The organism is Streptomyces sp. NPDC059718 (genome assembly GCF_042733315.1).
GTDB lineage: Bacteria > Actinomycetota > Actinomycetes > Streptomycetales > Streptomycetaceae > Actinacidiphila.
In genome coordinates this window covers 27,080-44,187 of record NZ_JBHWGA010000041.1, presented here as the reverse complement: position 1 = coordinate 44,187, position 17,108 = coordinate 27,080, and the positions used below count along the sequence as shown (strand labels likewise).

General features: G+C 73.4%; 20 protein-coding genes. 13 read left to right on the top strand and 7 right to left on the bottom strand.

Annotated elements, in window-relative coordinates; all coding sequences use genetic code 11:
- Window positions 1-6: 6 nt before the first annotated feature.
- On the top strand, window positions 7-753 hold the full coding sequence (locus tag ACFV3E_RS34640) for a DUF4232 domain-containing protein (protein WP_500538604.1): 747 nt from the start codon (window positions 7-9) through the stop codon (window positions 751-753).
- Between the two features lie 15 nt (window positions 754-768).
- Here the strand turns inward: ACFV3E_RS34640 and ACFV3E_RS34635 are convergent, their stop codons facing one another.
- The gene (locus ACFV3E_RS34635) at window positions 769-1,476 is read right to left on the bottom strand and encodes a TMEM175 family protein (protein ID WP_500538602.1); all 708 of its coding nucleotides are present in this window, start codon (window positions 1,474-1,476) and stop codon (window positions 769-771) included.
- Between the two features lie 159 nt (window positions 1,477-1,635).
- Here ACFV3E_RS34635 and ACFV3E_RS34630 point away from each other — a divergent pair, with 159 nt between their 5' ends.
- From ACFV3E_RS34630 to ACFV3E_RS34620, 3 genes are all read left to right on the top strand, one after another.
- The gene (locus tag ACFV3E_RS34630; RefSeq protein WP_500538600.1) at window positions 1,636-2,070 is read left to right on the top strand and encodes a VOC family protein; all 435 of its coding nucleotides are present in this window, start codon (window positions 1,636-1,638) and stop codon (window positions 2,068-2,070) included.
- Window positions 2,071-2,150: 80 nt separating this feature from the next.
- Window positions 2,151-3,056: a LysR family transcriptional regulator gene (locus ACFV3E_RS34625; protein WP_500538598.1), complete on the top strand. Its 906-nt coding sequence runs from the start codon at window positions 2,151-2,153 to the stop codon at window positions 3,054-3,056.
- Window positions 3,057-3,129: 73 nt separating this feature from the next.
- Window positions 3,130-3,999, top strand: coding sequence for an alpha/beta fold hydrolase (locus ACFV3E_RS34620; protein WP_500538596.1), 870 nt, complete (start codon window positions 3,130-3,132; stop codon window positions 3,997-3,999).
- 29 nt (window positions 4,000-4,028) lie between these two features.
- Here ACFV3E_RS34620 and ACFV3E_RS34615 read toward each other — a convergent pair whose 3' ends face one another.
- A complete protein-coding gene (locus ACFV3E_RS34615) occupies window positions 4,029-4,637 on the bottom strand; it encodes a CGNR zinc finger domain-containing protein (RefSeq protein ID WP_500538594.1) in 609 nt (202 codons plus the stop codon).
- A 164-nt stretch (window positions 4,638-4,801) separates the two neighbouring features.
- Between ACFV3E_RS34615 and ACFV3E_RS34610 the strand changes: the two genes are divergently transcribed.
- From ACFV3E_RS34610 to ACFV3E_RS34600, 3 genes are read left to right on the top strand one after another with little or no spacing between them, the layout of a single operon-like run.
- Window positions 4,802-5,662, top strand: a complete 861-nt coding sequence (locus tag ACFV3E_RS34610) for a DUF427 domain-containing protein (RefSeq protein ID WP_500538592.1) — start codon at window positions 4,802-4,804, stop codon at window positions 5,660-5,662.
- A gap of 50 nt (window positions 5,663-5,712) precedes the next feature.
- Entirely contained in the window at window positions 5,713-6,429 is a 717-nt protein-coding gene (locus tag ACFV3E_RS34605; RefSeq protein WP_500538590.1) for an SDR family oxidoreductase, read from the top strand.
- Between the two features lie 2 nt (window positions 6,430-6,431).
- Window positions 6,432-7,658 (top strand): cytochrome P450 family protein, encoded by a 1,227-nt coding sequence (locus tag ACFV3E_RS34600; protein ID WP_500538588.1) that lies wholly within the window; start codon window positions 6,432-6,434, stop codon window positions 7,656-7,658.
- On the opposite strand, the gene ACFV3E_RS34595 is transcribed toward ACFV3E_RS34600, so the two are convergent.
- Complete coding sequence (locus ACFV3E_RS34595; RefSeq protein ID WP_500538586.1) at window positions 7,651-8,304, bottom strand: DUF2238 domain-containing protein; 654 nt, start codon at window positions 8,302-8,304, stop codon at window positions 7,651-7,653. The genes ACFV3E_RS34600 and ACFV3E_RS34595 overlap by 8 nt on opposite strands.
- Before the next feature lie 160 nt (window positions 8,305-8,464).
- Between ACFV3E_RS34595 and ACFV3E_RS34590 the strand changes: the two genes are divergently transcribed.
- The gene (locus tag ACFV3E_RS34590) at window positions 8,465-8,938 is read left to right on the top strand and encodes a carboxymuconolactone decarboxylase family protein (protein WP_500538584.1); all 474 of its coding nucleotides are present in this window, start codon (window positions 8,465-8,467) and stop codon (window positions 8,936-8,938) included.
- Between the two features lie 26 nt (window positions 8,939-8,964).
- Complete coding sequence (locus ACFV3E_RS34585; protein WP_500538582.1) at window positions 8,965-9,888, top strand: RNA polymerase sigma-70 factor; 924 nt, start codon at window positions 8,965-8,967, stop codon at window positions 9,886-9,888.
- Between the two features lie 26 nt (window positions 9,889-9,914).
- Here ACFV3E_RS34585 and ACFV3E_RS34580 read toward each other — a convergent pair whose 3' ends face one another.
- Window positions 9,915-10,196, bottom strand: coding sequence for a hypothetical protein (locus tag ACFV3E_RS34580; RefSeq protein ID WP_500538580.1), 282 nt, complete (start codon window positions 10,194-10,196; stop codon window positions 9,915-9,917).
- A 173-nt stretch (window positions 10,197-10,369) separates the two neighbouring features.
- Between ACFV3E_RS34580 and ACFV3E_RS34575 the strand changes: the two genes are divergently transcribed.
- Window positions 10,370-10,975 carry a GNAT family N-acetyltransferase gene (locus tag ACFV3E_RS34575; protein ID WP_500538578.1) on the top strand — a complete coding sequence of 202 codons (606 nt, stop codon included), beginning with the start codon at window positions 10,370-10,372 and terminating at the stop codon, window positions 10,973-10,975.
- Window positions 10,975-11,877 (top strand): EamA family transporter, encoded by a 903-nt coding sequence (locus tag ACFV3E_RS34570; RefSeq protein ID WP_500538577.1) that lies wholly within the window; start codon window positions 10,975-10,977, stop codon window positions 11,875-11,877. The genes ACFV3E_RS34575 and ACFV3E_RS34570 overlap by 1 nt, the downstream gene beginning before the upstream one ends.
- Before the next feature lie 188 nt (window positions 11,878-12,065).
- On the opposite strand, the gene ACFV3E_RS34565 is transcribed toward ACFV3E_RS34570, so the two are convergent.
- Window positions 12,066-12,560 (bottom strand): PaaI family thioesterase, encoded by a 495-nt coding sequence (locus ACFV3E_RS34565; protein ID WP_500538575.1) that lies wholly within the window; start codon window positions 12,558-12,560, stop codon window positions 12,066-12,068.
- Window positions 12,561-12,654: 94 nt separating this feature from the next.
- Here ACFV3E_RS34565 and ACFV3E_RS34560 point away from each other — a divergent pair, with 94 nt between their 5' ends.
- The gene (locus ACFV3E_RS34560) at window positions 12,655-13,122 is read left to right on the top strand and encodes a winged helix-turn-helix transcriptional regulator (RefSeq protein WP_500538573.1); all 468 of its coding nucleotides are present in this window, start codon (window positions 12,655-12,657) and stop codon (window positions 13,120-13,122) included.
- Between the two features lie 325 nt (window positions 13,123-13,447).
- On the opposite strand, the gene ACFV3E_RS34555 is transcribed toward ACFV3E_RS34560, so the two are convergent.
- A complete protein-coding gene (locus ACFV3E_RS34555) occupies window positions 13,448-14,554 on the bottom strand; it encodes a PucR family transcriptional regulator (protein ID WP_500538571.1) in 1,107 nt (368 codons plus the stop codon).
- A 219-nt stretch (window positions 14,555-14,773) separates the two neighbouring features.
- Window positions 14,774-15,757, bottom strand: coding sequence for a helix-turn-helix domain-containing protein (locus ACFV3E_RS34550; protein WP_500538569.1), 984 nt, complete (start codon window positions 15,755-15,757; stop codon window positions 14,774-14,776).
- A gap of 58 nt (window positions 15,758-15,815) precedes the next feature.
- Between ACFV3E_RS34550 and ACFV3E_RS34545 the strand changes: the two genes are divergently transcribed.
- Window positions 15,816-17,081 carry an MFS transporter gene (locus ACFV3E_RS34545; RefSeq protein WP_500538567.1) on the top strand — a complete coding sequence of 422 codons (1,266 nt, stop codon included), beginning with the start codon at window positions 15,816-15,818 and terminating at the stop codon, window positions 17,079-17,081.
- Window positions 17,082-17,108 lie beyond the last annotated feature (27 nt).

The following is a 17,108-nucleotide window of genomic DNA, read 5'->3' as shown; positions in this document are numbered from 1 at the left end:
GGAGACATGCACGTGGCCCAGCACGAGGCAAGGCCCATCGAGCGGCTCGACCGGAGCGCGACGCCGACCGGCCGGCGCACCGGCCGCAGCGCAGTCGTCCCGCTGCTCGCGGGCGGGCTCGTCCTGGCGGCGGCCCTGACCGGCTGTGGGGGCGGCGGGAACGGCACCGCGAGCGCCCCGCAGACCCTCCCCGGCCCGGCCGGTCCGGCGAGCGGGGATCCCGCGAGCAGCGGACCGCCGACCTCCACCACGCCCTCCGAGGACACCGCCGGCTCCGCCCCCGCGGCGCACCCGCCGTCCCCCACCGCCTCCACTCCGCCGCAGGCGGGCGGGCGCTGCCGCACCTCGGACCTCAGCGCGTCGATCGGCCGCAACGACCCCGGCGCGGGCCAGGAGAACTTCCCGGTCGTCCTCACCAACCGCTCCGCTCGCACCTGCACGGTCTACGGGTTCCCGGGCGTGGCCTTCGTCAACGCCGCCGGGGAACAGGTGACCGTGGACCCGGAGCGCGCCACGGGTCAGCCGGCACGGCGGGTCTCGCTGGCACCGGGGGCCAGTGCCTGGTCGGCGATGTCCTTCTCCAATCCGGCCGTCACGGGCGTGACCACGGTGACCCCGGCGGCGGTGCTGGTCACCCCGCCGGACGAGACCGTCTCCCTGAAGGTGCCGTGGACCGGCGGCAAGGTCTCCAACACCGGCAAGGCGTCCGTCCCCCGCCTGGGGCCCTTCCAGCCGGGCAGCGGACCCGCGTGACGGGTGCGGCGCGGCTCATCGCCGCCGGGCGGCCCCGAAGAGCCGGCCGAGGGGGCCTTCGTGGAGGCCCTCGCTGGTGAGGGCGTGGTAGATGATCACCGCGGCGATGCACACCAGCCCCACCACGGGGGCGATGAACCAGCCGCCGATGCCGCAGACCACGTACAGGACGAGGCCGGTCAGCGGCCGGGTCCGCTGCGAGCGGAGGTAGCCGCGCGACACACCGCGCTCGAGCAGTTCCGGGTGGTCGCACAGATAGCCGAACACCCCCCACCACGGCGCCGACATGACGGCCGCGACCAGCGCGTACAGGACGACCGCGACGCGCTGGTCGTGACGGTCCCCCGCATCGCCGAACGCGTCACCGAGGACCGCGGTGGGGAACGGCACGATGACGGCGCTGAACAGGATGGCGAGGTTGATCCACAGCAGGCCGACGTCCATGCGGCGGATCAGGCGGAAGAGCCCGTGGTGGTTGAGCCAGATGACGCCGACGTAGACGAACGAGACGAGGAACGCCACGTACGCCGGCCACTTGCCGGCGAGCCCCGGCACGAGTTCGCCGGGCCCGTGGTCCGGATCGTAGAGGTCGAGGACGAGCAGCGTGATCACGATGGCGAAGACGGCGTCACTGAAGCCCTCGACCCGGCTGGTGTCCGCCAGGCGCATGCCGTCGTCGGCGGCCGGGCCTGACGGAACATCACGATCCGGTGGGTTTGCCATGGTGTGATCGTAGGCGCCGGGGTACGGAGGCGGCGGAGGCCGCGCAGCATGTCGGTGGTGGGGGCGCTGGCGCGGGATTCTCGCTTTCTTCGCTGGTCATTCGAGGTGCGCATGCCCCATCGGTGGCGATTCGCCGCGGCGTTGATCAAAGATGGACCGATGGATTACAGCTTCGAGGTTGTCATCGTGCCGGTGAGCGACGTCGACCGGTCGTCGGTGTTCTACACGGAGCGCGCCGGCTTCGCCCTCGACGTCGACTACGCGCCCGGCGACGGCTTCCGCGTCGTGCAGCTGACGCCGCCGGGATCGGCGTGCTCGGTGCAGATCGGGGTCGGTCTCACCGATGCCGTCCCGGGGTCTTTGCGCAACCTCCACCTGGTGGTCGATGACGTCGAGCGGGCCCGCCGGGATCTCGCCGAGCGGGGCGTGGCGGTCGGCGAGGTCCGGCACAAGTGGCCCCTCGACGGGTGGAAGGGCGGTTTCCGGCCCGGGCCGGACCCCGAGCGCCGTGACTACGCCAGTTTCGTCGGCTTCGCCGACCCGGACGGCAACACCTGGGTGGTGCAGGAGCGCGGTTTCCACCGGACGGCGTGAAGCCAGGGCGTACCACCGCGGAGAGAGCCGGGCGATTTTCGGCTTATGGACGTTTCGAACAGTTCGGATAGATTTTAGACATGGCGACACTGCGGGCGCTGGAGTGCCTGGTGGCCCTGGTCGACGAGGGTTCGGTCACACGGGCCGCGGCCTCCCTGCACATGTCCCAGCCGGCGCTCTCCCACCAGATCGCGGCGCTGGAGCGGGAACTGGGCACATCCGTGGTCGAGCGGCTGGCCCGCGGCGTGCGGGTGACGGCGGCCGGCCGTGCCGCGGCCGAGGAGGCCCGGATCGCCCTGGCGGCCGCGACCCGGGCCGTCCGGATCGGACGGCAGGTCGGCGCGGGCAGCGGCGGGCGGCTGCGGATCGCCTGCGCGGAGACCATGACCGCGTGGCTCCTCGTACCGGTACTGCGCCGCTGGCGCTCGCGCCGGCCCGAGGTCCGGCTGGAGCTGGCGGAGTTCAGCAGCGCCGACCGCATGGTGGAGCACCTGATGAACGGCGCCACCGACCTGGTGGTGGGACCGGAACCCACCGCGACCACGGCCCACGCGGAGGTGCTGGGGCGGGAGGAGATGGTGGTGGTCACCTTCCCCGGCCACCCCTTCGCCGCGCGGGCGTCGGTCGCGGTCAAGGAGCTCGCCGACGAGCCCTTCGTCCACTACGACCCGGACAACGGGATGGCGGTCTGGGTGGACCGGTTCGTCACCTCGCACCAGGTGACCCTGAGTCCCGTGCTGCGCACGCGCAGTCCGCGCACCGCCGCCCAGCTCGCGGGAGCGGGCATGGGGGTGAGCCTGGTGCCGGTGTCGGCCCTGGCCGGCCGTCCCGCGGCGGTGGTCCGGCGGCTGGAGCCCCGCGTCCACCGCGACATCGTGGCCCTCACGATGACGCCCTCGGACGCCCTGGTCCGGCGGTTCATCGCCGACCTGCGCAGCCGGGGGCTCCCGAACGTGGACACGGCCGCCGCGCTCCCGACCGCATAGCCCCGCCCGCCCCCGCCGTCGTCGGTGGCCGCCCCCACAACAGCAACCGATCACAGCGCCGAGGAGGTCAGAGATGACCCGCACCGTCCACTACCGCACCACCGAGGTCAACGGCCTGGAGGTCTTCCACCGGGAGGCCGGTGACCCCGGGGCACCCGTCCTGGTGCTGCTCCACGGGTTCCCGACGAGCTCGCACATGTTCCGGAACCTGGTCCCCGCCCTCGCCGACCGCCACCACGTGATCGCCCCCGACCACATCGGCTTCGGCCAGTCGGCCATGCCGGCGGCGACGGACTTCCCGTACACCTTCGACGCCCTCACCGAGGTGACCGCCGGGCTGCTCGAACAGCTCGGCGTGGACCGCTTCGCCGTGTACGTCCAGGACTACGGCGCCCCCATCGGATGGCGTCTGGCGCTGGCGGACCCGCGGCGGATCACCGCTGTCGTCAGCCAGAGCGGCAACGCGTACACGGAGGGGTTCGTCATGCCCTTCTGGGACGGGCTGTTCGCCTACGCCAAGGACCCGAACCCCGAGACGGAGGCGCCGGTGCGCGGCGTGCTGACCCTGGAGGCCACCCGCTGGCAGTACCTGAACGGGGTGGCCGACCCCAGCCTGGTCAGTCCCGACAACTGGGTCCACGACCAGGCGCTCCTGGACCGGCCGGGCAACGCAGAGATCCAGCTGTGCCTGTTCCGCGACTACCCCCGCAACGTCGACATGTACCCGGCGGTCCACCAGTACTTCAGGGACTCCCAGGTCCCGCTGCTGGCCGTGTGGGGCGAGCGCGACGAGATCTTCGGGCCCGACGGTGCCCGCGCCTTCCGGCACGACCTGCCGGACGCCGAGGTGCACCTGGTGGAGTCCGGGCACTTCGCGCTGGAGAGCCATCTGGAGCCCATCACGGAGTACATCCGGGGCTTCCTGGACCGGGTCCCGGTCTGAGCGGCGGGTCGCCGCCCCGGGCCGGCAGTTCATCCGGCCGGGGTGCGGCCGGAACGGTTGCGTTCGTAGTGGCGTGCGACGCGGGTCCGGTTGCCGCAGATGTTGCTCGCGCACCACTTGCGGCGCCTGTTCCCCGCGAGGAACAGCATCGAGCACTCCGGGTTGGCGCAGCGCCGCAGGAGCCGCAGCCGGTCGGGGCTGCCCAGCAGCGCGACGGCCTCGGCCGCGATCACGGCGAGGGCGGCGTTCCCGCCGTACTCGGTGTGCCGCCGGACGGTCTCCCGGAGTCCTTCGCCGGTGACGACGAGCCGGGGGCTGACGGGCGCGGAGGAGGCCGCGGCGTTGATGTCCTCCACCGCGGCGGGATCCACCGGCCGGCCCTCCAGGTGCGCGTCGAACGCCTCCCGGACGGCCGCGCGGAGCCTGCGGGTCGCCACCGGATCGGGGGCGGGGCCCGGCGGGAGCCTCCTCGCCTGGATCTCCCACCAGGCGGCGGCCGCGGCAGGGGTCCCGATCAGGTCGGCGGCCGGCTCCCGGGCGATCTTCACCGTGTCGGCGAGGTCCAGTACGACCAGGGGCTCCCCGCCCATGGGGAAACCCGCGGCCTGCAGTTCCTCGATCCCCACACGAACGCCCACAGATGAAAGATATGCATTAGGGCCCCGGGAATCCAGCGAATCCCGGACCGTCGAAGTACGACGTGATCGCCTCCAAAAGACGAATCCTTGATCGCTTGTTCCGCGTCACTAACGGTTCTAGCGTCGAAGTATCCATTACAACGGCCGACGAGGAAGGAAGAGCCATGGGACTGTCCTGGCAGCAGGGACCGCTCTCCACCACCCGGATCGGACACTTCCTGGTGCCCGATCCGCTCCCCGAGCGCATGCTCTTCGCCGAGCGCCTGCGACGCCGCATGCGGGTCCGGTTCGCGGACGAGTGGATCGCCGACAGCGAGGACGTGGTGCTGCTCCACGAGCCGGGCCGCTATCCGGTCGCGTACTTCCCGCGCTCCGACGTCCTGCCCGAGGCGCTGGTCGCCGGGGACCACGTCACGCGGCACAAGGACCTGGGGGACACCGCCTGGTTCGCGGTACGCGCCGGCGGCCGGACGGCCGAGCGCGCCGCCTGGGAACTGGTCGCGCTCCCGGAGCACGCGGGCGACCTCAAGGGCCGGATCGCCTTCGCCTGGCGGGCGATGGACGCCTTCTACGAGGAGGACGACCGCATCCTCGGCCACGCCGCGGACGTGTACCACCGCATCGACATCCGCACCACCTCGCGCACGCTGGAGGTCCGCTCCGAAGGCCGTGTCGTGGCCCGGTCCGAGCATCCCGTGGTGCTGTACGAATCGGGTTTCGCGCCCCGGTGGTACGTGCCGCGCGCGGACGTCGACGAGAGCGCGTTGACGCCCGCCGAGGACCGGACCTTCTGCCCGTACAAGGGGATCGCCGCCTACTACGACATCGGCGGTGCCCGGAAGGCGGCGTGGTCGTACCGCGACGCCTACCCCGAGGTCGGCCGCATCGACGACCTGGTCTCCTTCGAGCCGGACAAGGTCGAGGTCACCCTCGACGGCAAGCGGCTGGAGCCGGAGCCGGGCCAGCAGGTGATCCCCCACGGCGTGGACCGCGGCCTGGACGCCGACGAGGTCCGCGGCCGCTAGCCGCAGCGCCGGCGCACCCCCACACACGACGAGATCAAGGAGAGAGTCCCATGACGGCTTCCCTGCAGGACCGGACCGTCCTGGTGGTGGGCCGCGGCAGCGGCATCGCCCGGGCGGTCGCCGACGCGGCGCTCGCCGAGGGCGCGCGCGTCGTCGCCGCCGGGCGGACACCGGGCGACCTCGAGGACGCCTACAAGGGCACGGACGTCACCGTACGGCGGGTCGACCTCACCGACGAGGGCACGATCGCCGCACTCGCCGAGGACCTCGGCGGCGTCGACCACGTGGTCTCCACGGCGTCCGCCCGGGCCCGGGGGAAGGTGAGCGAACTGACCCCCGAGGCGATCCTCCTGTCCTTCCACACCAAGGTGGTCGGGCCGATCATGCTGGCCAAGCACTTCGCCCCGCGCATGCCCGAGGACGGATCCTTCGTCCTGTTCTCGGGCGTCGCCGCCCTCGAACCCGACCCGGGCTTCCTGGGGGTCGCCGCCACCAACGGCTCGGTCAACACCGTCACCCGGTCGCTCGCCGTCGAGCTCGCCCCGATCCGCGTCAACGCCGTGTCCCCCGGCACCATCGACACCGGCGCATGGGACGGACTGGGCGACGAGGGGAAGTCGCAGCTCTTCGCCCGCCTGTCCGGCAGCAACCCCGCCCGCCGGATCGGCACGCCGCAGGACGTCGCCCAGGCCGTGGTGTTCGCGATGACCAACACCTTCATGACCGGGGTCTCCCTCGCGGTCGACGGCGGCCAGCCGCTGGTGTGACGATGACCGATCGACGCCACTCCCCCTTCGTCCTCGACCCGGGCGGCCGGGCCCTGCACACCGAGAGCGCCGCGCTGCGTGCCCGCGGCGCGGTGACGAAAGTGCTGCTGCCCGGCGGCGTCGAGGCCTGGTCGGTGAACAGCCACGCCGCGCTGGAGCACCTGCTCACCGACCCGCGGGTGTCCAAGGACCCCCAACGGCACTGGCCGCGTTTCGCGTCGGGCGGGGTCACCCCCCAGTGGCCGCTGTACGCGTGGGTGGCGGTGCGCAACATGTTCACCGCCTACGGCGACGACCACCGCCGGCTGCGGCGGCTGGTGGCACCGGCGTTCACCCCGCGCCGGACCGCGGCGATGCGCCCGCGGATCCAGCGGATCGTCGACGCCACGCTGGACGGGCTGCCCGCCGCGGCGCGCGACGGGGTGGCCGACCTGCGCAGGCACTTCGCGTACCCGATCCCCGTACGGGTCATCACCGAACTGATGGGCGTGCCCGAGGGCGAGACGGCCACCGGACTGCGGGTGTGCATCGACAACCTCTTCACCACCTCCCTCGGCCCGGCCGAGGCAGCCGCCAACCACCGGAAGACCTACGCGCTGCTGGACGAACTCGTCGCCCTGCGCCGCAGGAAGCCCGGCGACGACCTGACCAGCGCCCTGATCGCCGCGGAGGAGGACGACGAGCACCTCACCGGCGCCGAGGTGACCGACACGCTGCTGCTGATCATCGCCGCCGGGCACGAGACGACGGTGAACCTCCTCGACAACGCCTGCTTCGCCCTCCTGACCTCCCCGGCCCAGCTCGACGCCGTCCGTGCCGGGCGGGCCACCTGGGGCGACGTGATCGAGGAGAGCCTGCGCCGGGACGCACCCGTCGCGCACCTGCCCCTGCGCTACGCGGTGGAGGACATCCACCTGGCGGGGACGACCATCGCCAAGGGCGACGCGATCCTCGCCTCGTACGCCGCCGCCGGCCGTGACCCCGGCCGGCACGGACCGACCGCAGACGAGTTCGACGTCACCCGTTCCGACAAGGACCACCTCGCCTTCGGGCACGGTGTCCACTACTGCCTCGGCGCCCCACTGGCCCGCCTGGAGGCCGCCGTCGCCCTGCCCGCGCTCTTCGCGCGCCACCCCGCGATGGCGCTGGCCGAGGAACCCGGCGCCCTGGAGCCGGTGACGTCGTTCATCTCCAACGGGCACGTCCGGCTGCCGGTCACCCTCACCTGAGCCGCCCGGGGCCGCCCGGCGCGAGGACGTCCAGCTGCCGGTCGTGGAGCCTGCTGAGCAGCAGCAGCGACAGCACGGCACCGACCAGGGCGCAGAACATGTCCCACTGGGTGTCCCAGACGTCCCCCTGCGTGGCGAGGAACGCGTCCGCGGCGTCCCCGCCGATCAACGCGGCCCACCACTCCAGCAGTTCGAAGAACGCGCTGAACGCCATGCAGGCGCAGACGGTGAGTGGCGCCAGCCAGCGGCTGCCGCGCAGCGGGGAGGTGCGGACGAGGATCTCGCGGACGAGCACGGCGGGGACGAAGCCCTGCATGAGGTGGCCGATCCGGTCGTACGGGTTGCGCGACAGGTCCAGGGTGTCGCGCAGCCACTCCCCGAACGGGACCTGCGCGTAGGTGTAGTGACCGCCCACCGACAGGACGAGGGCGTGCAGGGCCAGCAGCGCGCACAGCAGCCCGGTCAGCGGGAACCGGCGCCGCAGGGCGACCGCGAGCGGCAGCCCGATCACGATCCAGAAGGTCTCCAGCACCCATGTGCCGCGCTCACGGGGATGGATTCCGGACACCACGAGGGCGGTGAGCGCGAAACCGGCGGCCAGCACGGGCAGCCCGACGCGCCGGACGGGGACGGTGAGGTCTGTCATGTCCACCAGGGTCGCGGGGCGCGGCACACGGGCGCATGAGTACGCCTACTCAATCCTGAGACGCGGCTCACACCGGACCGTGTCACTGGCCTCCGGGCTGCCTCGTCCCAAGGGGTGGAGCCGTGGACGACACGGACGGCGGACACCGGAGGAGCACACCATGGACGCGCGACTGGACTACCTGGCCGACCCGACCGCGGGCAAGGCCTTCAAGCACTTCATGGCGGTGGGCAGGTCGTTCAAGGAGTCGTCGCTGCCGGCCGCGACGCAGGAACTGGTGGCGCTGCGGGTGAGCCAGATCAACGGCTGCGGCGCCTGCGTCGACATGCACACCAAGGAGGCCGCCGCCGCGGGCGAGACCCCGGTGCGGCTCCACCTGGTCGCGGCATGGCGGGAGGCCGCGGTCTTCACCGAGGCCGAACGTGCCGCGCTGGAGCTGGCGGAGGAGGGCACGCGGGTCGCGGACGGCGGCGGCGGAGTCGGCGACGAGGTGTGGGCGCGCGCCGCCCGGCACTACGACAAGGAGCAGCTCACCGCCCTGGTGATCCTGGTCTCGTTCATGAACGCCGTGAACCGGCTGAACGTCATCGCCCGGCAGCCGGCCGGCGACTACGAGCCCGGGCGGTTCCACTGAACACGACCAGGGGAAGGGGATCCGGCATGGGCAAGGTGGAGGAGTTCGAGGAGCTGCGGCCGCTGCTGTTCTCGATCGCCTACCGGATCCTGGGCAGCGTGGGCGAGGCCGAGGACGCGGTGCAGGAGGCGTGGCTGCGCTTCGACGGCTCGCCGACCCGGCCCGTGTCGGCCAAGGCGTTCCTGTCGGCCACGGTGACCCGGATCTCGATCGACGTGCTGCGCTCCGCGCGGGTGCGGCGGGAGGCGTACGTCGGGCCGTGGTTCCCCGAGCCGCTGCTGAGCGATCCGTACCAGGATCCGGCGCGGTCGGCGGAGCTCGCCGACTCGGTGTCGATGGCCGCGCTCCTGCTGCTGGAGCGGCTCAGCCCGCTCGAGCGGTCGGTGTTCGTGCTGCGGGAGGTGTTCGGTTTCGGCTTCGACGAGGTCGCCCAGGCGGTCGGGCGCTCGGAGGCGGCGTGCCGTCAGCTTGCGGTGCGGGCGCGACGGCACATGGAGGCGGGGCGGCCGCGGTTCGCGGCGGACCGCCGGGCACGGCAGGAGCTGGCGCGGCGCTTCTTCGACGCGTTGAAGGACGGCGACGTCGACGCGCTGCGGGACCTGCTCGCCGCCGACGTGCAGCTCGTCGGCGACGGTGGCGGCAGGGCCCCGCAGCTGGCGCGGGCCGTCGTCGGCGCGGAGAACGTGGCCCGGGTGCTGGGCACGGTCTTCCCCTGGCTGATCCGGATCGACGTGACGTTCGAGCCCCGCGAGGTCAACGGCCAGCCCGGAGCGGTCTTCCGCGACCGCGACGGCAAGGTCCTGCACACCCTGGCCCTCGACGTGCTCGACGGGCGGATCCAGGCCATCCGTACGGTGCTCAACCCCGACAAGCTCGGCCACCTCGGTCCGGTCGCCGACGCCTGGGCGGTGCACCGGGAGGTGAAGCGGGCGCGCAGGCAGGGGAACTGACGGCACGACCCGGTCGGGCCTGGTCGTCAGGGCCGGCGCGGCCCGATGAGCGCGGCCTCCAGGGCCTCACCCGTCATCTCGACGACGACGGCGGCGTCCCGCATTCCCGCCGGAAGGTGCGCGTACTCCTCGGCCCGGCACACGACGACGCCGTCGCCCGGGTCGAGGACGACCGCGCCGAGCCGGGAGACGAGTTCCGCGACGATCCCGAACACCCCGCCGGCGTGCGGGCCCGAGACCATGATGTCGCGCTCGCCGACGTAGACCTCGGCCTCACCGCCGTCCGCGGCCCGCACCAGGAAGTACACGCGGATCCCCGACAGCGTGCGGCTCCAGGACGGCCCGCACCAACGCGCCGTCGACGGGCACGGGCACCTCCGCACCGTCGACGAACGTGAAGATCAGCGGACTCCACCCCACGACGACCCCTCCCCGCTCAAAACCGCGTGCGCCGGCCGGGACGGGAACCTACCCTCCGGGCATGGGTCTTCGCCAAGAGCTTCCGGACGACGCCGAGTCCGTACGTCAGGTCCACCTGCGGGCCTTCGGCCACGACCACGGCCCGGTCGTGGCCGATCTGGTCGACACCCTGCGCGGGGGCGTCACGCCCGCGGACGGTCTCTCGCTGGTCGCCGAACACGACGGCCGGGTCGTCGGGCACGTGATGTTCACCCGCAGCCTCCTCGACGCCCCCCGGCGCCTGGTCGAGGTGCAGGTCCTCAGCCCGCTGGCCGTCCTGCCCGAGCACCAAGGGACCGGGATCGGCACGGCCTTGGTCCGGCACGGATTGCGGACGCTCGCCGAGCGGGCGGTCCCCGTCGTCTTCGTCGAGGGCGACCCCGCCTACTACGGGCGCCTCGGGTTCCTGCCCGGCGGCGACCACGGCTTCCGCAAGCCGTCCCTGCGCATCCCGGACGGGGCCTTCCAGGCGATGGCGCTCCCCGCGTACGAACCCTGGATGACGGGCACCCTGGTCTACGCCGAGGCGTTCTGGCGGCACGACGCGGTCGGCCTCCGCGACCCGGCAGCACGGGAGAACCACGTGCCGCGCGGCGACCGGTCGTCGACAATCCACCCTTCACCCTGATGACCGCCGGCAGGACGGAACGCGGCCCGTCCCCCCGGGCCTCGCTGACCGCGCTGGCCGGACGCGCCTACGGCGCGATCCCGCCCACGGCACTGGTCCTGCTCGGCATCGTCAGCGTCCAGGTGGGCTCGGCGTTGGCCAAGCACCTGTTCAGCGCGGTGGGCAGTTTCGGGACGGTCGCGTTGCGGCTGTTCTTCGCGGCGGCGGTGCTGATGCTTTTGTGGCGGCCGTCGCTGCGCATGGGCCGTCGCACGTGGATGGTGGTTCTCGGCTACGGCGTGACGCTCGGCCTGATGAACCTGTGCTTCTACCTGGCGCTGGCCCGGATCCCGCTGGGGATCGCGGTGACCGTCGAGTTCCTCGGCCCGCTGGCGGTGGCCCTGGCCGGATCGAGGCGATGGCTCGACGCGTTCTGGGCCCTGCTCGCGGCCGGCGGTGTGGTCCTGCTGATGGAGGGACGCGGCGAACTCGACCCCGCCGGCTTCCTGTTCGCCCTCGCCGCCGGGACGTGCTGGGGGCTGTACATCCTGGTCGGCGCGGCGCTGGGCCGCCACACCACGGAGGGCAACGGCCTGGCCCTGGGTATGGCCGTCGCGGCCCTGGTGGCCGTGCCGTTCGGCGTGGCCGACAGCGGAACGGCGCTGATCCAGCCGTGGGTCCTGGTCGCGGGGCTCGGCGTGGCGCTGCTGTCGTCGGTGATCCCGTACTCGCTCGACCTGGAGGCCCTGCGCAGGATCCCACCGCGCGTGTTCGGCATCCTGATGAGCCTCGAACCGGCGATGGCGGCCCTCATCGGCTTCGTCGTGCTCCACGAGTCGCTGCACTGGGTGCAGTGGATCGCGGTGCTGTGCGTGGTGGCCGCGTCGGCCGGCGCCGCCCGCGGCACCGACCCGGAGGCCTGACCGCCCCATCCGCCATCGCCACTGCGCCGACCGAGCCCCGCGCCGTCGCCGGCGCGGATCACGGTGAACACGTCGTCTTCGCGCTCTCGCCGCGGCTGGCGGCGAGGCCGGACGCCGTGGCGAGGGCGTCCACTGCCGGGTCGGGTAGCCGGCAGGGCGACGCCCGCCGTTCCCGGCCCGCGTGCCGGTCAGCGCGTGGGGACGGGGAAGAGCATGCAGCTGCTCGTGGCGTGGGCGAGCAGGCGGTCCGTCGCGTCGAACAGCTCGGCCTGGGCGAGGGCGGTGCGGCGGCCCTGGTTGAGGACGGTGCCGACGGCGCGGACCTTGCCGGTGTCGACGGTGATCGGGCGCAGGAACTTCAGGTTCAGGTCGAGCGAGGTGTAGCCCATGCCCTCCGGGAGGACGGACTGCACGGCGCAGCCGGCGGCCGAGTCGAGGAGGGTGGCGTAGACGCCGCCGTGGACGCTGCCGATGGGGTTGTAGTGCTCCTCCCCCGGTTCCATGGCGAAGACCGCGCGGCCCTCCTCGACCTCCTCCAGGGTGAACCCGAGGGTCGAGGCGATGGGCGGTGCGGGAAGGCGTCCGGCCAGCACGTCGCGGAGGAACTCCAGACCGCTCGTGCGGCCGACCGCGGCCGCGGAGACCTTGGGGTCCCCCCATTCGAACGTACGCGACCTCGCCATTGGACGTGCCCTCCCTGACCTACTGACTTCGACATCCGAAGTTAGCCAGTCGCACCTCTGGATGTCAATGCCGAAGCCAGCCTACGATGACCGCATGACCTGGCTGGAGACCGGTACCGAGAACTGCACGGTGCAGCGCACCCTCGACCTCGTCGGCGAGAAGTGGTCGCTGCTGGTGCTGCGCGACGCCATGAACGGGGTACGCCGCTTCGACGACTTCCGCCGTCACATGGGGCTGTCCGAGGCGGTGCTGGCGGACCGGCTGCGCAAGCTGGTCGCCGCGGGCATCCTGGACGCCGTCCCGTACCGCGAGCCGGGCAGCCGTACCCGCAACGAGTACCGGCTCACATCCAAGGGCTGGGACCTGTGGCCCGCGATGATCGCCCTCAAGCAGTGGGGCGACCGCTACACCGCCGACCCGGAGGGCCCGCCCCTGGAGGTCCGCCACCGCGACTGCGACGAGCCCGTCGAGGCGGTCGTCGTCTGCGCGGGCGGCCACGACGCGCTCGCCCCCCGGCAGGCCTACACCCGGCCCGGCGCCTCCGCCCGCATGCGGGGCTGAGCGGCGCGCGACGGCGATGGGTCACAAAGGCACCGCGTCCTCGTGGTCGCCGTGGTGGGCGTCGACACCCTCTCCCCCGAACCCCCGTGTCCCCCGCCGAGGGCGTCGACGTCCAAGCCACCGATCGGGACACTCCCCCGGTCCCTGATGGCCCACGAGCGCGAAGCCGGACAGGACCGGGCATCCCCGCCCTCTCCCGCTTCGTGCACCGGCTCCGTTCCCGGCGCCGTGACGATGCTGGCAGGGCAGGTGGCCGGTACACATTGCCGGTTCCCGGCAGTCTTGACGCCTTGTTGACGGCCTGTTGACGGCGCAACCTTTTGCGCTAGAGCGGTTGGTCGGGCCAGCCGAGCAGCCGGGCGCCCATCGCCGCGGTCTCCAGGGTGTAGCGGTGCAGCGGATCGCCCGGGTCGTAGCCGGTCAGCACCTTGATCCGCTCCAGGCGGTACGTGAACGTCCGCACCCCGAGGCCCAGTCGACGCGCCGCCTCCGCGTTGACGTGCCCGGCCTCCGCATGCGCGGTGATCGTCTCCAGCAGCGGTCCGGCCCCGCCCCGGGCCTGCTCCAGCGGCCCCAGCACGGCGCGGACGAGGTCGGCCATGGCGGCCCGGTCCCGCATCAGCACGGGGAAGACCAGCAGTTCCTCGGCGCGCAGCACGGGCGGATGCAGGCGCAGCCGGTCGGCGACGTCCAGTGCCCCGAGGGCCTCCTCGTAGCTGCGCACGATGCCGCTCGTGCCGGAGTGGGTGCGGCCGACCGCCACCCGGCGGGCCGCCCCGTACCCGGGCCCGGGGCGCAGCGCCGTGTCGGCGAACGCCTCGAAGACGGCACGCTCGCTGCCGGGGGCGATGCACACCAGCCGGCCGTCCTTTCCGGCCACCAGGACGTCGCGGTCGCCGAAGCGGCCCGCCAGTTCCCGCTCGATGCGCCGCACCGCGGGCTGGCTGTCCTCGTACGCGTCCACGCCGCGCGCCACCGCCACCGCGTGCCCGCGGCCCAGCCGCAGCCCGAACCGCTCGGCGCGCTCGGCGAGCCGTCCCGGGTCGCTGCGCCCGTACAGCAGGTCGTCGACGAACTCCCTCCGGGCCGCCTCCTCCTGGCGGACCAGGAGCCGCTGGGCGCGTTCGTGGCCCTCGCCAAGCGCGACCACCGCGGCGTCGAGGGCGGTCAGCACCGCCTCGCCGGCCCGCTGCACCTCGGTGGCGGTGTCTGCGGCAGCGACGCCCCGCAGCGAGCCCCACGCGTCGCGGGTCGCCGTCAGGTAGGCGCCGACGAGGTCGCGCAGCCCGTACCCCTGACCGCCCGCGCGCTCGCCGCAGGCGCGGAGCGCGTCCAGCTCGTCCCGTCGCAGCCGCCGGCCCGTCCCCGAGACCTCCCCCAGCACGCGTGCGTACGCCGTGAGTTCCTCCTCCGGTACGCCTACGCCCCGCATGGCCGCGTCTCCTCTCCAGGCACCCGTCGTTGCCGTCCCCCGGCAGCCTGGACCGTATCAACCCTGCCCGGTCCTGTGATCATCGCCCTCGCCTCGGACGGCGTACCGGACCGGGGCCAACTACCCACCCGCGCCGTCGACTTGACGTACGGCCGTTCGAGGGACGATGATCTCCGCACACTCCCCAGGTCTCCCCCCGTGGCCTGGGGAGTGCCGCGTTCAGGCGTCCGCACCTCCGGCGAGGAGGTCCCCGGAGGCGGTGCGCCGGTAGACCACGCGCCGGTCGACACGGGTGCCGGTGACCAGTCCGGCATCCCGCAGCACCGCCAGGTGGCCGCCGACGGTGCCGAGGGACAGGCCGAGGTGGGCGGCGAGTTCGCTGGTGGTGGCGGGGCGCTCCAGTTCGTGGAGGATCGCCGCGCGGCCGGTGCCGATCAGCCGTCCCAGAGCGGGCCCGGGTTCCGCGCGTCCCGCGGCCGCGGCGGCTCCGCGGGCCGGGTAGACCAGCGCGTACGACGCCGGCGGCGCCTCGCACAGCCACGTGCCCCGGGACACGGCGGCGACCGGTACGAACAGCATGCCCTCGTCGCCGACGACCCGGTCCGGGGAGCCCCGGTGGCTGAAGCGGATCGCGTCCGCGCCGACCCAGGCGCTGTGCCGGCTCATGTGCTCCAGCGCGCGCGGCCAGCCGTAGGCGGCGAGCAGCCCTGCCCGGTAGGTGACGTCCCGCTCCAGCAGGGCACGGCGGCGCGGCCAGTCGGGAGCGACGTGCGCGGTCCAGGTGCGCCCGAAGAGCTCGGCGGTCCTGGCCGCCCAGCCGCTTCCGGTCAGCCAGCCGAGGTCGTGCTCCTCCCAGCTGTGCGCCACCGACTTCTCCAGCTCGGCGCGCACCCGCGCGTCGGGCACCCGGGCCACATCGGCCAGTTCGCCGTCGATCGCGGTCCGCATGCCGCCCGCCGGCGGCAGGACGATGTGCGCCGGCATCCACTTCGTGGACGCCAGCAGCCGCACCAGGCCCTTCGCGAAGGGGTCGGCGTCGAGCGCGGCGCGGAACGCGCCATGGTGGCGGTCGTACCAGGAGGCCAGCCACGGGTCGCAGTACCCGGCGCCCAGCACGCGCAGCGACGCCAAGGTCTCGGCCAGCGGCGACAGGGCGAACCGGGACCGCGACAGGGCCAGCGGGCTCAGCCGCAACAAGGTCATCTTTCGCCTCCCGCCGAAACGATAGTGCCCCGCCCGGCGCCTCCAGCAGACTCCGCCCGTGCTCGCATCCCTTCCGCCGCACCGGGACTTCCGCTGGTTCCTCACCGCCCAGACGGTGTCCCTGCTCGGCACCGCGATGGCCCCCGTCGCCCTGGCGTTCGCGGTCCTCGACGCCTCGGCCGCCCTCGGCGACCTCGGTGTCGTCCTCACCGCGTACATGGTGCCGCTGCTGGTGTTCCTGCTCGTCGGGGGCGCCACGGCCGACCGTCTGCCGCGCCGCACGGTGCTGGTGGCGGCGAACCTCGGTTCGGCCGTCACCCAGGGCGCCGTCGCCGCGCTGCTGCTGACCGGGCGGTACGCCCTGTGGCCGGTGGCCGCGCTGGGGTTCCTCAACGGCGTCCTCGCCGCCTTCACCACGCCCGCGCTGCGCGGCATCGTGCCCGAACTCGTCCCCGGGGACCGGATCCGGCAGGCGAACGCGCTGCTGGGCTCGGCACGCAACGCCACGAAGATCCTCGGGCCGAGCCTGTCCGGGGTCCTGGCGGCGTCCGTCGGCGGCGGACCGGCCATCGCCTTCGACGCGCTGACCTACCTCCTCGCCGCCGGGTGCCTCACCCGCCTGTCGTCCCTCAGCGCCCCCACCGCCGCACGTCGTCCCTCGGGTCTGCTCGCCGACATCCGCGAGGGCTGGGCCGCGTACCGCCGGATCCGCTGGGTGTGGACGGTGTCGCTGTGCTTCTGCGTGGTCAACCTGGTGCAGGTCGGCACCTGGCAGATCCTGGGCCCGGTGCTCACCCGGCAGATCGCCGGCGAGGCCGCCTGGGGCTTCGTGCTCAGCGCACGCGGCGCCGGACTGCTGGTGATGAGCACGCTGATGTACCGGCTGGCGGCCCGTCACCTGCTGCGGCTGGGTGTGCTGGCGGGCGTGCTCGGCGCGCTGCCCCTGCTCGCGCTCGGTGCGCACCTGGGTGCCCCGTGGCTGATCGCCGCCGCCTTCACCGCCGGGCTGGGCTCGTCGGTCGCGGGCGTCGGCTGGGACACCTCCCTCCAGGAGCACGTTCCATCCGGCACCCTGTCGCGTGTGTCGTCCTTCGACGACCTGCTGTCCTACGTCGCCATTCCCGTCGGCCAGCTCAGCGTGGGGCCGCTCGCCGACCGCATCGGGGGGTTCCGGGTCGCCGCGGCCGCCGGAGCCGTGTACGCCGCCGCGGCCCTGGCCCCGATGGCCTCCGCGGCCGTACGCCGCCTCCCCCACGGCCGCCCGGCCGCCGCGCCCACCGACCCGGCCCCGGCGCCGCCGCCGCCCGAGCCGATCGGGCGTTGACCGCTCCGGCCGCGCGCGGGAAGGCGC

Coding starts and splice junctions, on each gene's coding strand:
- ACFV3E_RS34640 (WP_500538604.1), top strand. CDS start 7: ATGCACGTGGCCCAGCACGAGGCAAGGCCCATCGAGCGGCTCGACCGG.
- ACFV3E_RS34635 (WP_500538602.1), bottom strand. CDS start 1,476: ATGGCAAACCCACCGGATCGTGATGTTCCGTCAGGCCCGGCCGCCGAC.
- ACFV3E_RS34630 (WP_500538600.1), top strand. CDS start 1,636: ATGGATTACAGCTTCGAGGTTGTCATCGTGCCGGTGAGCGACGTCGAC.
- ACFV3E_RS34625 (WP_500538598.1), top strand. CDS start 2,151: ATGGCGACACTGCGGGCGCTGGAGTGCCTGGTGGCCCTGGTCGACGAG.
- ACFV3E_RS34620 (WP_500538596.1), top strand. CDS start 3,130: ATGACCCGCACCGTCCACTACCGCACCACCGAGGTCAACGGCCTGGAG.
- ACFV3E_RS34610 (WP_500538592.1), top strand. CDS start 4,802: ATGGGACTGTCCTGGCAGCAGGGACCGCTCTCCACCACCCGGATCGGA.
- ACFV3E_RS34605 (WP_500538590.1), top strand. CDS start 5,713: ATGACGGCTTCCCTGCAGGACCGGACCGTCCTGGTGGTGGGCCGCGGC.
- ACFV3E_RS34600 (WP_500538588.1), top strand. CDS start 6,432: ATGACCGATCGACGCCACTCCCCCTTCGTCCTCGACCCGGGCGGCCGG.
- ACFV3E_RS34595 (WP_500538586.1), bottom strand. CDS start 8,304: ATGACAGACCTCACCGTCCCCGTCCGGCGCGTCGGGCTGCCCGTGCTG.
- ACFV3E_RS34590 (WP_500538584.1), top strand. CDS start 8,465: ATGGACGCGCGACTGGACTACCTGGCCGACCCGACCGCGGGCAAGGCC.
- ACFV3E_RS34585 (WP_500538582.1), top strand. CDS start 8,965: ATGGGCAAGGTGGAGGAGTTCGAGGAGCTGCGGCCGCTGCTGTTCTCG.
- ACFV3E_RS34575 (WP_500538578.1), top strand. CDS start 10,370: ATGGGTCTTCGCCAAGAGCTTCCGGACGACGCCGAGTCCGTACGTCAG.
- ACFV3E_RS34570 (WP_500538577.1), top strand. CDS start 10,975: ATGACCGCCGGCAGGACGGAACGCGGCCCGTCCCCCCGGGCCTCGCTG.
- ACFV3E_RS34565 (WP_500538575.1), bottom strand. CDS start 12,560: ATGGCGAGGTCGCGTACGTTCGAATGGGGGGACCCCAAGGTCTCCGCG.
- ACFV3E_RS34560 (WP_500538573.1), top strand. CDS start 12,655: ATGACCTGGCTGGAGACCGGTACCGAGAACTGCACGGTGCAGCGCACC.
- ACFV3E_RS34555 (WP_500538571.1), bottom strand. CDS start 14,554: ATGCGGGGCGTAGGCGTACCGGAGGAGGAACTCACGGCGTACGCACGC.
- ACFV3E_RS34550 (WP_500538569.1), bottom strand. CDS start 15,757: ATGACCTTGTTGCGGCTGAGCCCGCTGGCCCTGTCGCGGTCCCGGTTC.